Below are 13,553 nucleotides of genomic sequence, written 5' to 3' on the forward strand. Positions count from 1 at the left end.
AAGAAGCCTCGTATGTCTGTAAACAAATGAGTAAAAGCATTTACATTAAAATTTACTGATAAGCTTTTGCAATTTACTGTTGCATGTTTAAATAACGTAATAAACACAATTAATGATGACATGAGTAAACTTTGAAAATTAAATTTGTATTTTTATTGGTGAGCACATTGGCTATTTCTAAGCTAACTTTCGCTAAGCAGCCCACTGAAGTGAATACCGTTATGCAGTTAACCCAGCAACTACAAGCGCAAAAAGGTAAAGTGGTATACATTGATTTTTGGTCATCTTGGTGTGTTCCGTGTCGAGAATCATTTCCGTGGATGAATAAATTACAGCGAAAATACCAACAACAAGGCTTAACTATTTTAAGTATTAACCTAGATCATGATCGAAAATTGGCCGATGAATTTTTGATCGAAAACCCTGCACTATTTCCAGTCATCTATGATCCTAAGGGGCTTATTGCTAGAAAGTACAAACTTAGAGGTATGCCCAGCAGTTTCATCATTAACCGAACAGGTCAAATTGTTAGTGCGCATGTCGGTTTTAATAAGCAGAAGAGTTTAGCTTACGAGCAAGAAATTATTCAACTTTTAAACATGTCAGTAACTCTAAATCCATAGCATTTATTAACTATTCATTTATACGGTAAGGTTTTTATTACCTGCTCTCGTCAACCATCCGCAAGGAAACACTTCTGTTTTGTCTCCATCTTCGATTATTTTCTAGATTCAACTCGCAGGAAACGGCAAGACTAATATCATTTCGTATAAATGTGATACCCAAGCCACTTGAAGATATTATTTCAAATGTTTTGGGTATATTTTCAATTTAGCTTATTTAGGCTGAATCATGTGCACATCGCGTTGTGGGAATGGGATAGTAATATTTTCACGATCAAATGCTAATTTAACCTCTTCCATCACACCAAAATATACTGGCCAGTAATTTTCTGAGTTAGTCCATGGACGAACCAAAATGTTTATCGAACTATCAGCATGAGCAGAAACAAAAATATCAACAGCTGGCGATTTCAAAATACGTTCATCTGCATCCACAACACTTTGTAGTACTTCTTTAGCCTTTTTAATATCATCGCCATAACTAATACCAAAGGTTAAATCAACTCTGCGTGTTGGCTCTACAAACAGGTTTTTCACACAACCATTTGATAATAAGCCATTAGGAATAATTACTCGTTGATTATCTAAAGTCAGCAATATGGTATTAAAGATTTGAATTTCTTGTACTACACCAACATAGCCCTGTGCATCAATAACATCACCGGCTTTAAAGGGTTTGAAGAATAAGATTAAAATACCGCCAGCAAAGTTAGACAGGCTGCCTTGTAAGGCTAAGCCTACAGCTAAACCTGCTGCACCAAGCACCGCAATTAAGGAAGTAGTTTCAACACCTACCATAGAAGCGAATATAATAATTAATATCGCTTTAAGTAAAATACTGACGATACTCAACATAAATTGATGCAGAGTAATTTCAACTTTTTTCTTGCCCATCGCCAAATCAAATAGCTTTAGAATCCGTTTGATAATCCAAAGCCCAATAATTAGTACGATGATTGCGACAATTAATTTAGTGCCAAACTGAACAGCTAAATCTCCCATCATAGTGGCATATCGTTCGAGAGTACTGACATTCATTTCCATAGTGTGTTCCTATTCATTGTTTTGATTTTATCGTTAACGCATTACTTTCAATAGTATAGCTATGGAAAACTTAATTTCACACATAAAAAAAGCGAGCTTAATAGCTCGCTTTTTCAGATTTAGACAGTTGTTCTAAAAATTATATTTATAACCTAATGTCACACTGCGTGGTTTACCGACCATAATAGAACCATGTGTACGTGTTGCCATATATTCTTTATCAAGTAAATTATCAACATTGAAGGTGATTTCTTGATTATCTGCAACGCTGTAGTGAGCAGCCATATCAACAACTGTGCGACTGTCAATTGATTCATCAGAAATAATAGTGCCTTAACTAGCTAACGGACGATGGTCGTAAAAAACAACAAATATCTCGGCCGCAAGCGACCGAGCTTTAAGATAGTTTAAAGTTTCTACCATCATTTACATCAGCAGGTGTTGAAAGCATAATAACAACCTATAAGATAGATCAATACTGATTGCATAAGAGCAATATATTATGCTTTTTGTCGCAGAGTTAGACCAGCCAATAAAATAGCCATAAGAAACAATGAACTACTCGATGGTTCCGGAACTTCAACTCGACTCATTATTCTTTGATTATGGATCATCTTAATCGGGTTAATATTTACCACTTGTTGGTAATCTTTTACCAACAAAGTACTATAGAAAGAGCTACCACGCACACGCCAAGTATTAAAATTTGCTGTCTCTCCAACTAAATATGCTTTATCATCTTGAATATCCGACATTGAATTGTATAAATGAAAGTATTTTAAATTTCCATCATCCCCTTCAAACCAACCTAAAGAATACTTACTTCCCCCAACCAAATTATTAACCCCCATAACATTAAAAATATTTTCAATATTTTCAATATTTGAAATACCATTAATATCATTTGTTTGATTGGTTCGGCCAAAACCTTTTCCATAGTGGTTTATATTATTATATCCTTCACTAATATCACCAAAGACATTTGACCAAAGACCCATAAGGTCTTTTTGATTTGCTAGGCTCCAGCCGTCATATATTTCATTGTCTTCAAGTAAACTTGTTACTTTATTATACGATAATCCATTATTAACACCGAAATCCATTCATTCCAAAAGGGTAGTATCATCAATAAATGAAGCATTTTCCGTGTCAATCAATCCGGCGTTGGCACTTAAAGATAAAAGGTATAAAGCAAACAAGGTTGGGAACACTTTGATTATCATAATAATTTTAGGTTGTTAAGGGGGTATATCAACACTGTAAAAAAATATGACAAATAATTTAGCCTCTTTTTCTAATTATCTTCGCCGGAACTCCTGCAACGTAAACATTTTCAGGTACGTTTTTAGTCACTACACTACCTGCTGCAATGATTGCACCTTGTCCAATAGTAACTCCGGGCAGTATTATACAGCTAGCGCCAATCCATACATCATTATGAATAATAACAGCTCGCTTGATATGCCCTGCATTAAATATTCGATTTGGTAATGCTGGAACACTGTGGTTAGAAGTCAATATATGTGTATTGTAGCCAACTAAGACTCTATTCCCAATAGTTAGTCCCCCATCCGTTGTAAGCAGTACTCCTTTTGCTAAATCAACATCATCTCCCAATACAAGGTTTTTGCCGCTAAAAATCCAAACGCCAGGGTAAAAAACAACACGACTCCCCACCTTAGCATTAAAAAATAATGACAAATAGCTGGCTTTAACGAAATTAAAAAACCTCAAGCGAGGCAATAAAAAAACAAATGTAGAAAAATATTCGATCAAGCATATCAGATCGTACCTTAGGTAGTTTCTATAGAAACTCATTAATAATCTCCATGTATTGTTGAAATTTTTCATTTGAATTTGGCATTTGTTCTAATAGCTTACTGCCTTGCGCAGTATATTGATCAAATTTAGCTTGAGATTCAAATATCGTTAATATCTTTTTCGCAGATATCTCAGGTTCGTTTAAATCAACATATATCGCAGAGTCAAAGCACGAGTCATGAGCATATTCAGCATCTCGACAAATTAGCAATCTTTTTGCAGCCCATGATTCAACCCAATTATTCGAAAAGCTCTCAAGATACGCCACATTGATTAGAGCATGAGACTCACTAATAATTTTAGGTATATCATTTGACGACAAAAAACCACCGTTGGTAAGGTGCTGTTCAATATTCAACCTATTAAACGCACTTTTAACTTCCATGAAATAATCATCGTTTGGTAGTGTGCAAATTAAATTAAAACTTTTGTTCAAACAATTTATGTTTAAAAAATGAAATAATGGAGCTAACAAGGGAATATTTTTGTTAGGGTGACTCCCTGTTATATAGGTAATATTTATCGTTTGCATATCTTCTAATTTAACGGTTTCAATACAGCCTAACTGATCAACTATTAGACCGCTTGCGGCCATTTTTACAACCCGCACTTTGGCATCACCAAATACTTTGTTTTGGCTACTTAATCGACCAAGCCTTTCCGTTTCAAGAATGACAACATCGCTTAATTTCATCAACTGTAAAATGAGTAAATCATTAATTCGTTTAATCATTCGTTTATATCGAGGAAGGAAATTCCAAAACTTTTTATCCTTCTCCACAACATTTGAACGAGCAAAACCTGAAATCTTTATAGATTTCCCAGAAAGAATAGGGCAATTACCAAAAAGCGTAAAAATCACCTTTGCGTTATTTTTCAAGCAAACACGCCGAGCATAAAAAAACTCAAATAATAATCTGCCAAATAAACCTGAACCGAAAGATTCGAATTTAATATCATTTTCTTGGCAATACAATTCTAAATCACTTCCTTTTCTGACTAGGCATTGATAGTCCGTTAATTCACTTTTTTTTAATGCGGTTAACAACGAAAACGCGTTTTGTAAACCGCCGCCTTTGGCGACAGGGAATAAATTAACTATTATCATGGGCAACCTTTTTCATTTGAATGACTCACTATCTCTCTCTTAAATTACGCTTTATATATTTAGGGGCAAATCGATACATCAACCATAACGTTATTGCGCAGTAAACAAATGATTTAAGAAAAAAGCCAAAATCAGACCTTTGTCCTGCAATAAAAAAAGCAGCTAATAAAACAGATATCCCGAATTTAAAGTCGTTAGCACTATTTTCGTTTTTAACTATGTAATTGAGAATAAATATCGTCAGACACACGTATAAAAAATAGCCATAATATGAAAAATTCCAATAAAAATCAGCTATCATCATAAAATCATAACCCATGTTTTTATTAGTATTGAATAGGTCATCAAACAAATAAGATGCTCTCAAATAAAACTCATCACCGCCTACCAAATAAAACATAAAACTCGGGACTAGCAACCCCATAAAATAATTAAAGAAGGTAGCGCCAAATAAAAAACCCGTTCGCTCTGCTGCGTAGAATTTTACTTGCGCCAATATTTTCCCTACCCCTAAGCCACCAATGGTGCCGTTCAATAAGCCGTATGTCATGTGTTCCATTTTAGCGGTACCTGATGCTCTTATTGCATAAGATAAAACCAACATCCCTAAAATGAACAATAAATACATACCTTTTTTAGAAATCAAAAATTTTAATAAATTGCCTGTGTTTCCGTTTCTGAGCATCAAAAATATAAGCATAACAACAAATGAAAATAGCATTCGTCGATCGCCATTAGAAATATCTGACAAAGATACACTTACGACTAAAAATATAACAATGATCTTCGACAAAAACTTTTTCCAGTAGGCATTAATATAAAAAAGAGTAATTGGCAACGAAAGGATTATTAAACGAGAGAGAGAATCTATTATTGAACGATTAAATTGACCAGCACCACGATTAGCAACAGTAAAAGACCAATTAATATTAAGAAAAGAAATTAAAGCAAAAACGCATAAAATTGCAGAAACAAAATAATAGAATTCATCAATTTTATAATAGTACTTAGGTACCGCTTTTTTTCTCTTATTGAAAAGAGTTATAAAACAATATGAAATAACCAAGACTACAAATACGATGCTGCTGTCAAAAATTGCACCATTTTCATAGCCAGTTTTTTTAAACGCGGTTGACTCCTGTAAATTCAAAAACTTTACATAAGCACTGACAATATAACTACCAAAAAAATTACTAAAAATGGCAATTAAAACGAAAAGGCTTGCTCTCATGCTTTTTGCCTAAAGCGTAACTTAATAAAAACAATTGTAATGCCATAGCTTACCGACATGGCAATAGCTAATGTTAAGGTTGCAGGAAAATAGTGCAATCCTATCCACCCTACTAATAAATAAATAAATGCGTTTATGCCTACCATCTTAAGTGCTTTGTCAAAAGCAAACTCACTTAAAAACGTATTTAATTCGACATGATAAAATACCGACAACACCCCAGCAATGGCATATCCCGTAATTGCCGTTGCTAGCCCTTTTCCATTAAAACTATATAACGCTTCAGCAAAGCCAGAAACAGCAATAATTAATAACGCCAGTGCGCAGGCAATTGCATAAGATAGATAACGATATATTGATTGAGTTGCTGCTTTCTTTTCAGCTAAAAATTTCAATAACACTGCAGAAATCATTGTTGGAAGAAGAATAACCAGCATGTGCCATTGATAAGCTATGTTTAGCCTTGCTAATTCAAGCCCGGTTAAATCTAAAGCTTGCAATGTCGCAACCAAAACAAGTTGCACTGGGGCACCCATAACAGCGATTAGTAGTAATTTTATAATAGTTCTACGCTGATTTACTCGATTTGATTTTTTATTGATCAACTCAGCATTTGTTTTCAATAAGAAAGGAGAAATTATCAAGTTGGTTACTGGGATTGTTAAATATAAAAAAAAGTAGAAATACCAAGTAACGTTAAATCGAATAAAAACAAAAACTAATATCGCAAATAATATACCACCAATCAATGCTGAAACATTTAATTTATTGGCAATTCCAGAACCAATAAAAACAGCACTAACGCTGCCACTTAAAATGATTATAAGTGTGAAAAAGAAAACCATCGCAATGTTAGTCAATACAATAAAATCATTAAAGAAAATAGCATAGTACAAGGTAGAAAGCAGGCTTGATGATACTGATAATATCAATGCTAAGATTATCAAACTTTTCGCTTTTTCATTAACGATAGAAACATATTGATTTAACGAGGCGATAACCGGTGTAGCCATGATGGCAGCACATAAATAAATTTCAGACAATTGAGAAAAATGGTCGACTGTCAATTGATTTGCAGTGACTATATTTGCAATAAAAATGGCACCTTTGGCCATTACCATTGGTATTATCGACAAGAAAATATATTTTAATATTGTTTGGCTATTCATGTATTGCAAAGCAATTAATTTTAATAATCGATAGTACAGGTTTTACTTTAAAGAATATAATGTTAATAATGCTCAAAACAATAAACTATAAAAATAAATGAAACAAATATTACAAAATATGGGCACAGGTGAAACATCTTTAGTCACTGCCCCAGCCCCACAAGTAAAATCAGGTCATTTATTAATTTCTTCCTCGGTAAGTTTAATTTCCGCAGGCACCGAGAGAATGCTGGTTGATTTTGGTAAATCGTCATTACTTGATAAGGCACGTAAGCAGCCTGATAAAGTAAAAATGGTGCTTGAAAAAATTCACACTGATGGTTTAATGACAACGGTTGATGCCGTTCGCTCTAAGTTAGCTCAACCTTTACCGTTAGGTTATTGTCACGTTGGTACAGTTACAGATATTGGCAACAATGTTGGTGGTTACCAATTAGGCGATCGAGTCGTATCTAATGGTCCTCATGCCGATGTTGTGAGAGTTGCTAAAAATTTGACGGCAAAAATCCCCGATAACGTTGATAATGAAAGTGCTGTATTTACTGTACTAGCCTCTATAGGTTTACAAGGAATAAGGCTAGCACAACCTACACTTGGCGAAAGTGTTGTAGTTATTGGTGCTGGGCTTATCGGGTTATTGACCATTCAACTCTTGATCGCCAACGGTTGCCGTGTGCTTGCCATTGATTTTGACCCGCAAAAATTAACCCTAGCACAATCATTCGGTGCCGAGACTTGTAACCCAAATGAAGGTACTGATGTCGTCGCAAAGGCGCTAAGTTTCACCCGTAATAAAGGGGCTGATGCTGTCATTATTACCGCTTCAACCCAGTCAAGCGATCCCGTTTCACAAGCAGCTAACATGTCCAGAAAGCGCGGACGAATTATACTAGTAGGTGTAACAGGTTTGGAACTAAATCGAGCTGAGTTTTATGAAAAAGAACTTAGTTTTCAAGTTTCTTGTTCTTATGGCCCTGGACGTTACGATCCAAACTACGAAGAGCTAGGGCAGGACTACCCTGAAGGTTTCGTTCGTTGGACAGAACAACGAAACTTTATCGCCATACTCGATATGATGTCCTTAGGAAAAATTAATGTAAAACCATTAATTAGCCACCGCTATTTGTTCGATGATGCCTTAGAGGCATATGATACTTTAACTGATAATAAATCGGCTCTTGGTATATTATTGGATTATACGCAAGATAAAAATCAAAACGACAAACTACAACAGTCTATTGAGCTTAATAATACCGGTACTTTTGATAAATCACTGCCTGTTCTTGGTTTCATTGGTGCGGGTAACTACGCATCTCGTGTCTTAATTCCTGCATTTAAAGAAGCTAAAGCTCAATTACATACTATTGCAACATCTAGTGGCATCAATAGTGTTATCCATGGTAAAAACAACGGCTTTCAGCAGGCAACAACCGATACTGATACGATGCTTGATAATGACGAAGTTAATACAATTGCTGTTGTTACTCAGCACAATAGCCATGCTAATTTTGTTCTAAAGGCAATAACAAAAAATAAACACGTGTTTGTAGAAAAACCCTTAGCGATTACGTCAGAACAATTAGCTAACGTTAAAAGTGCGTATGAGAATGTCAGCAAAAAACATCATTTAATGGTTGGATTTAACCGACGTTTTGCGCCTCAAATTATAAAAATGAAAGCACTACTTAGCACCTGTAACCAGCCTAAGTCCTTTATAATGACCATGAACGCAGGAGCGATCCCGAAAGAGCACTGGGTGCATGATCCTGAACTTGGTGGAGGGCGAATAATAGGAGAAGCTTGTCATTTTATTGATTTGATGCGCTTCCTCGCAGGTAGTGAAATTATCTCAATACAATCAAGACGCATGGGTCATAGCGACACCATAGATCTTGTTGAAGATAAAGCAGCCATAACGCTAGGTTTCGCTGATGGTTCTTTTGGCACTATTCATTATCTAGCAAATGGCGCTAATTCATTTCCTAAAGAACGTATTGAAGTGTTCTGCGATAACAAAGTTATTCAATTAGATAACTTTAGAAAAATGACAGCTTATGGTTATAAAAACTTTAAGAAAATGAACCTTTGGCAACAAGACAAGGGGCAAAAGTCATGTGCAAAAGCTTTTATTGACAGCATTTCTTCAGGAACAGAACAACCTATCCCCATTGAAGAGATTTTTGAAGTAGCCCAAGCCACGTTGACCGTTGCCAAACAATTGGCTGAACAATCATAATATGAAAGAACTTACTTATTAACATCATGGGTATATTGAGTAAAATACAAACATATTGTCGATTAGGTATTAATAACCTTTTTTGGGTTGCCGACTATCGTATAAAACTCAAAAAGAATCACTTTGTTAGCACAATGCCGATTTCGGTAGCAAAGGTTGACAGTAATGCTGTATTTTTTTCATTAAATAAAAAAAACTCAGCTGCAAAAAGTAATATTACACAACCAACATTAAAAGCATTTGGTTGGTTAAACATACACACCAACGCCCTTCCTAATTGGGTGCGATCTTTAACTAATGATAAAGTAGTAAATAATAACGCTTGTCATTGGAGCATCTTAGATGACTTCTCGCTTGAAGTTGGTGATGTTAAATCGGTTTGGGAGCTGTCACGTTTTGATTGGCTACTAAACTTTAGCCTCGGGCATTTATCCAATAATAACAGCCTCTTTATTGATAAAATTAATCTATGGCTGAATAGTTGGTGTGAAGTTAACCCGGTGAACCAAGGTGTTAATTGGAAATGTGGCCAAGAGGCATCAATTCGAGTATTACATTTAGCCCTTGCCTGCTATCTATTGAAACAACATAAAAGCATTTCTCCAGCGCTTGGACAATTGATCTTTAATCATCTGCAACGCATCGCTCCCACTATTCGCTACGCCATGGCACAAAACAATAACCATGGTACAAGTGAAGCTGCGGCTCTTTTTATTGGTGCAAGTTTATTAATAAATAATAGCACCTGGCAAAGTAATGAAAGCCACAAAAAAACGCTCAATAAATGGCGTAACCAAGGGCGATTTTGGTTAGAAAACAGATCAAAAGTTCTTATTGATTCTGATGGTTGCTTTAGCCAAAATTCAGTTAATTATCATAGGCTAATGTTAGATACATTATCACTAGCTGAATTTTTTAGAAATGTATTTTCTGAACCCTTATTCTCTAAACCGTTTTATAAAAAAGCGAGTCTAGCATCTCTATGGCTGCACGCGTTTGTCGACCCTTGCACCGGTGATGCGCCTAATATGGGTCATAACGACGGTGCTAATTTATTACCACTGACCTTGTGTGATTATCGCGATTTCCGCCCATCCGTTCAATTTGCATATTCGCTTTTTCAAGGATGCTATCCCTATCCAATAACAGGTGAGTATCAGCAAATTTGCACACTATTACCTGTTTCAGTATGCCAATATCAACCGCAAAAGAAATTACATACGATAAACACAGGTTTTCAGTTACTCAAAAATAGCGATAGCCGGGTTTATATCAGAACACCTAACGTCAAGTTTCGGCCCGGATGTTGTGACGCGTTAAGTGTTGATTTTTGGCTTGGTTCGTTAAATATATTAAAAGGTACCGGAAGCTATAGTTATAACTGCCCACCTAACTTTCAAGAGTACTTTCCTAGTGTAAAAGCTCATAATACTGTAGCGTTTGACCAATGTGAGCAAATGCCTAAGCTGTCTCGTTTTCTTTATAACAACTGGCTCAAAACCCATACCAATAAAATAGCGCAAAATGTGCTAACAACAAGCTATATCAATAATGCCAAACATAAGCACATAAGAAAAATCACCTTATTAACAAATAGTATTGAAATAGAAGATCAGCTATCTGGCTTCCACAAAGAAATAGACTTACATTGGCATTTGGCATCACTCAATTGGCAACAACAAGGTATGCATTGGCGAGCTGATAACATTACGATTGAGATCGAGTCCCCCAATCCTTTGAAGGCTGAGCTTGTTGAAGGATTAGAGTCACGTTATTATCTTCAAAACAGTAAAATTCCGGTTTTAAAGGTAACAATGAAAACTTCTGGTTTACTAAAAACAACAATAAGATGGGTTTCATGAAAATAGTTTATTTCCATCAACACTTTTCCACACCGCAAGGTGCTACCGGCATTCGTTCTTATGAAATGGCTAAAGCATTAATTGCACAAGGTCATGACGTAACCATAGTTTGTGGTTCATACGACGCGGGGAGTACAGGCTTATCTTCACCCTTTGTTAAAGGGCGCCGACAAGGTATTGTAAACAGAATTCAAGTTGTTGAATTTGAACTTGGCTACGCAAATGCACAAAGTTTAAGCCAACGAGCAAAAATTTTTCTCAAATTCTCTTACCAAAGTGTCAAGTATGCTTTAACAGCAAAGTACGATATCATTTTTTGTACCACAACCCCCTTAACCGCTGCATTACCAGGGATATTTGCCCGTTGGCTACGAAGGAAATATTTCATTTTTGAAGTCAGAGATTTATGGCCTGAGCTGCCAAAAGCGATGGGGGTTATAAAAAATCCTTTCATTCTTGCTATGTTATCAGGATTAGAATGGCTTGCTTATAAAAGCGCTAATCATCATATAGGTCTCTCACCTGGCATCACTCAAGGCATAAAAAGACATTTAAAAACAAGCCAAAATGTAAGTACCATTCCAAATGGCTGTGATCTTGATATTTTTACTACAGAACAATTACCTTGGCAGCCCGCCGGTATTAGTGATACTGATTTCCTTGCTATTTTTTCTGGTACGCATGGCATGGCCAACGATTTAAATAACGTATTAAACACAGCTAAAATATTAAAAGAAAAACAAGTAACAAACATTAAAATATTATTAATCGGCCAAGGAAAGTTAAAAGCTCAACTAGAAAAAAGAGCACAACAAGAAGACTTAGAACATGTTATTTTTCACGATCCGGTCGACAAAGCAAAACTGGCTCAGTTAATGAAGCGTGCAGACTTAGGCTTACAAGTGCTAGCAAATATACCTGCTTTTTATTACGGTACCTCTCCTAATAAGTTTTTTGATTATTTAGCAGCAGGGCTGCCCGTATTGAATAACTACCCGGGTTGGGTCGCTGATTTAATCAATGAAAATCATTGCGGTATTGCTGTGCCTCCAAACTCGCCAGAGGACTTTGCACAAGCACTGATATTTTTAGCCTCACAACCAGCACAATTAGAGAAAATGTCGATTAATGCAAAACTATTGGCACAAACAACATTTGATCGAAAGCTATTAGCTCAAGACTTTGTTCAATGTTTTAATGACGTCAAGAGAGTCTCATGATTAAACGTCTATTTGATTTTTCTGTCGCATTAACCGCACTATTAATTCTTTTACCTTTGTTAGTAATTTTAGTTATTTTAGTCGCTATTTTTCTTGGCCGACCGGCATTATTTAAACAACAGCGTCCGGGTTCACATGCCGAAATTTTTGTTATGCGAAAGTTTCGTTCCATGACAAATGAGAAAGATAAAGATGGCAAGTTACTACCTGATGAAGTGCGCTTAACTAAATTTGGTAGCTTTATACGAAAATCTAGCCTTGATGAACTACCAGGCCTTTGGTCTGTACTAAGAGGCGACATGAGCTTAGTAGGACCTAGGCCATTACTAGTAGAATATTTGCCTTTATATTCGAAAGATCAAGCACGCAGACATGAAGTGAAACCTGGCATTACTGGCTGGGCACAAGTCAATGGTCGTAATACTATTAGTTGGCAAGAAAAATTCGAACTCGATGTTTGGTACGTTGATAATCAGTCACTTTGGTTGGATATGAAAATTTTATTCATGACGGTTAAAAAAGTATTTATGCAAGCAGATATAAGCGCTGATGGCGAAGCTACAATGACTAAGTTCAGAGGCAACCCATGAATAAAAATAAAACATTAGTGATCATAGGCGCAGGCGGCCACGGCCGAGTAGTTGCAGACTGCGCTGAACAAAGTGGCGAATACACTGAGATTGTTTTTCTTGATGACAGCGTTGCAGAACGTAAGCACAACGCCCACTGGGCAATAATCGACACTGTCGAACATTGGATTAATTATCGCCAAAAGGCTGATTTTATTGTCGCGCTTGGCAATAACGCAATACGAGCAAGCATACAGCAACAATTGCAAACAGCTGGCGTTAATATTGCCACGATAGTTCACCCTACAGCCGCTATCAGTAAGCATTGTCAACTCGGTAAAGGCGTAGTGGTTTTTGCTAACGCTGTAGTAAATGTTGGTACAGAGATCGCTGACGGATGCATAATCAATACCGGCGCTACAGTAGATCATGACTGCCACATCGGCCAATATTGTCACTTATCTCCTGGCGTCAATATTGCCGGAGGTGTACGTGTCGAAAGAATGTCTTGGCTAGGCATAGGTTGTTCAGTAATCGAAGGCATTACCATTGCAGAAAATAGTCAAATGGGCGCTGGCGCCGTTATTACGCAAAACACCAAAAACGGATTGCTTTATCTGGGTGTTCCCGCAAAAGCTGTACGCGCAATAAAGCTTTAATAAAAATAGGA

General features: G+C 36.2%; 12 protein-coding genes and 1 pseudogene. 6 read left to right on the top strand and 7 right to left on the bottom strand.

Going from position 1 to position 13,553, the window contains the following annotated elements; translation table 11 throughout:
* Positions 1 to 131 precede the first annotated feature (131 nt).
* Entirely contained in the window at positions 132 to 623 is a 492-nt protein-coding gene (locus tag B7C41_RS15860) for a TlpA disulfide reductase family protein (RefSeq protein WP_235839749.1), read from the top strand.
* A 213-nt stretch (positions 624 to 836) separates the two neighbouring features.
* Here the strand turns inward: B7C41_RS15860 and B7C41_RS15865 are convergent, their stop codons facing one another.
* From B7C41_RS15865 to B7C41_RS15890, 7 genes and pseudogenes are all read right to left on the bottom strand, one after another.
* Positions 837 to 1,667, bottom strand: coding sequence for a mechanosensitive ion channel family protein (locus tag B7C41_RS15865; RefSeq protein WP_085299946.1), 831 nt, complete (start codon positions 1,665 to 1,667; stop codon positions 837 to 839).
* Between the two features lie 132 nt (positions 1,668 to 1,799).
* Positions 1,800 to 1,952: a TonB-dependent receptor gene (locus tag B7C41_RS20090; protein ID WP_143764425.1), complete on the bottom strand. Its 153-nt coding sequence runs from the start codon at positions 1,950 to 1,952 to the stop codon at positions 1,800 to 1,802.
* Positions 1,953 to 2,167: 215 nt separating this feature from the next.
* Positions 2,168 to 2,770: a PEP-CTERM sorting domain-containing protein gene (locus B7C41_RS15870; RefSeq protein ID WP_085299947.1), complete on the bottom strand. Its 603-nt coding sequence runs from the start codon at positions 2,768 to 2,770 to the stop codon at positions 2,168 to 2,170.
* Between the two features lie 184 nt (positions 2,771 to 2,954).
* Positions 2,955 to 3,110, bottom strand: a pseudogene (locus B7C41_RS20690) (DapH/DapD/GlmU-related protein); the annotation flags it as partial.
* A gap of 361 nt (positions 3,111 to 3,471) precedes the next feature.
* Positions 3,472 to 4,596: a glycosyltransferase family protein gene (locus B7C41_RS15880; protein ID WP_085299949.1), complete on the bottom strand. Its 1,125-nt coding sequence runs from the start codon at positions 4,594 to 4,596 to the stop codon at positions 3,472 to 3,474.
* Positions 4,597 to 4,624: 28 nt separating this feature from the next.
* The gene (locus tag B7C41_RS15885; protein ID WP_085299950.1) at positions 4,625 to 5,827 is read right to left on the bottom strand and encodes an O-antigen polymerase; all 1,203 of its coding nucleotides are present in this window, start codon (positions 5,825 to 5,827) and stop codon (positions 4,625 to 4,627) included.
* Positions 5,824 to 6,996, bottom strand: coding sequence for an MATE family efflux transporter (locus tag B7C41_RS15890; protein WP_143764427.1), 1,173 nt, complete (start codon positions 6,994 to 6,996; stop codon positions 5,824 to 5,826). The genes B7C41_RS15885 and B7C41_RS15890 overlap by 4 nt, the downstream gene beginning before the upstream one ends.
* A 97-nt stretch (positions 6,997 to 7,093) precedes the next feature.
* Between B7C41_RS15890 and B7C41_RS15895 the strand changes: the two genes are divergently transcribed.
* From B7C41_RS15895 to B7C41_RS15915, 5 genes are read left to right on the top strand one after another with little or no spacing between them, the layout of a single operon-like run.
* The gene (locus tag B7C41_RS15895) at positions 7,094 to 9,232 is read left to right on the top strand and encodes a bi-domain-containing oxidoreductase (protein ID WP_085299952.1); all 2,139 of its coding nucleotides are present in this window, start codon (positions 7,094 to 7,096) and stop codon (positions 9,230 to 9,232) included.
* Positions 9,233 to 9,267: 35 nt separating this feature from the next.
* The gene (locus B7C41_RS15900) at positions 9,268 to 11,094 is read left to right on the top strand and encodes a heparinase II/III domain-containing protein (RefSeq protein ID WP_158089148.1); all 1,827 of its coding nucleotides are present in this window, start codon (positions 9,268 to 9,270) and stop codon (positions 11,092 to 11,094) included.
* Complete coding sequence (locus tag B7C41_RS15905; RefSeq protein WP_085299954.1) at positions 11,091 to 12,314, top strand: glycosyltransferase family 4 protein; 1,224 nt, start codon at positions 11,091 to 11,093, stop codon at positions 12,312 to 12,314. The genes B7C41_RS15900 and B7C41_RS15905 overlap by 4 nt, the downstream gene beginning before the upstream one ends.
* Complete coding sequence (locus tag B7C41_RS15910; RefSeq protein ID WP_143764429.1) at positions 12,311 to 12,904, top strand: sugar transferase; 594 nt, start codon at positions 12,311 to 12,313, stop codon at positions 12,902 to 12,904. Before B7C41_RS15905 ends, B7C41_RS15910 begins: the two co-directional genes overlap by 4 nt.
* The gene (locus B7C41_RS15915) at positions 12,901 to 13,542 is read left to right on the top strand and encodes an acetyltransferase (protein WP_085299955.1); all 642 of its coding nucleotides are present in this window, start codon (positions 12,901 to 12,903) and stop codon (positions 13,540 to 13,542) included. The genes B7C41_RS15910 and B7C41_RS15915 overlap by 4 nt, the downstream gene beginning before the upstream one ends.
* The last annotated feature ends 11 nt before the right edge of the window (positions 13,543 to 13,553 follow it).

This window comes from Cognaticolwellia mytili (assembly GCF_002104475.1).
GTDB lineage: Bacteria > Pseudomonadota > Gammaproteobacteria > Enterobacterales > Alteromonadaceae > Cognaticolwellia > Cognaticolwellia mytili.

Bases quoted from the DNA above. Each gene is read 5' to 3' on its own strand.
- B7C41_RS15890 (WP_143764427.1), bottom strand. From the start codon at position 6,996: ATGAATAGCCAAACAATATTAAAATATATTTTCTTGTCGATAATACCA.
- B7C41_RS15865 (WP_085299946.1), bottom strand. From the start codon at position 1,667: ATGGAAATGAATGTCAGTACTCTCGAACGATATGCCACTATGATGGGA.
- B7C41_RS15910 (WP_143764429.1), top strand. From the start codon at position 12,311: ATGATTAAACGTCTATTTGATTTTTCTGTCGCATTAACCGCACTATTA.
- B7C41_RS15905 (WP_085299954.1), top strand. From the start codon at position 11,091: ATGAAAATAGTTTATTTCCATCAACACTTTTCCACACCGCAAGGTGCT.
- B7C41_RS15880 (WP_085299949.1), bottom strand. From the start codon at position 4,596: ATGATAATAGTTAATTTATTCCCTGTCGCCAAAGGCGGCGGTTTACAA.
- B7C41_RS15915 (WP_085299955.1), top strand. From the start codon at position 12,901: ATGAATAAAAATAAAACATTAGTGATCATAGGCGCAGGCGGCCACGGC.
- B7C41_RS15870 (WP_085299947.1), bottom strand. From the start codon at position 2,770: ATGGATTTCGGTGTTAATAATGGATTATCGTATAATAAAGTAACAAGT.
- B7C41_RS20090 (WP_143764425.1), bottom strand. From the start codon at position 1,952: ATGGCTGCTCACTACAGCGTTGCAGATAATCAAGAAATCACCTTCAAT.
- B7C41_RS15895 (WP_085299952.1), top strand. From the start codon at position 7,094: ATGAAACAAATATTACAAAATATGGGCACAGGTGAAACATCTTTAGTC.
- B7C41_RS15885 (WP_085299950.1), bottom strand. From the start codon at position 5,827: ATGAGAGCAAGCCTTTTCGTTTTAATTGCCATTTTTAGTAATTTTTTT.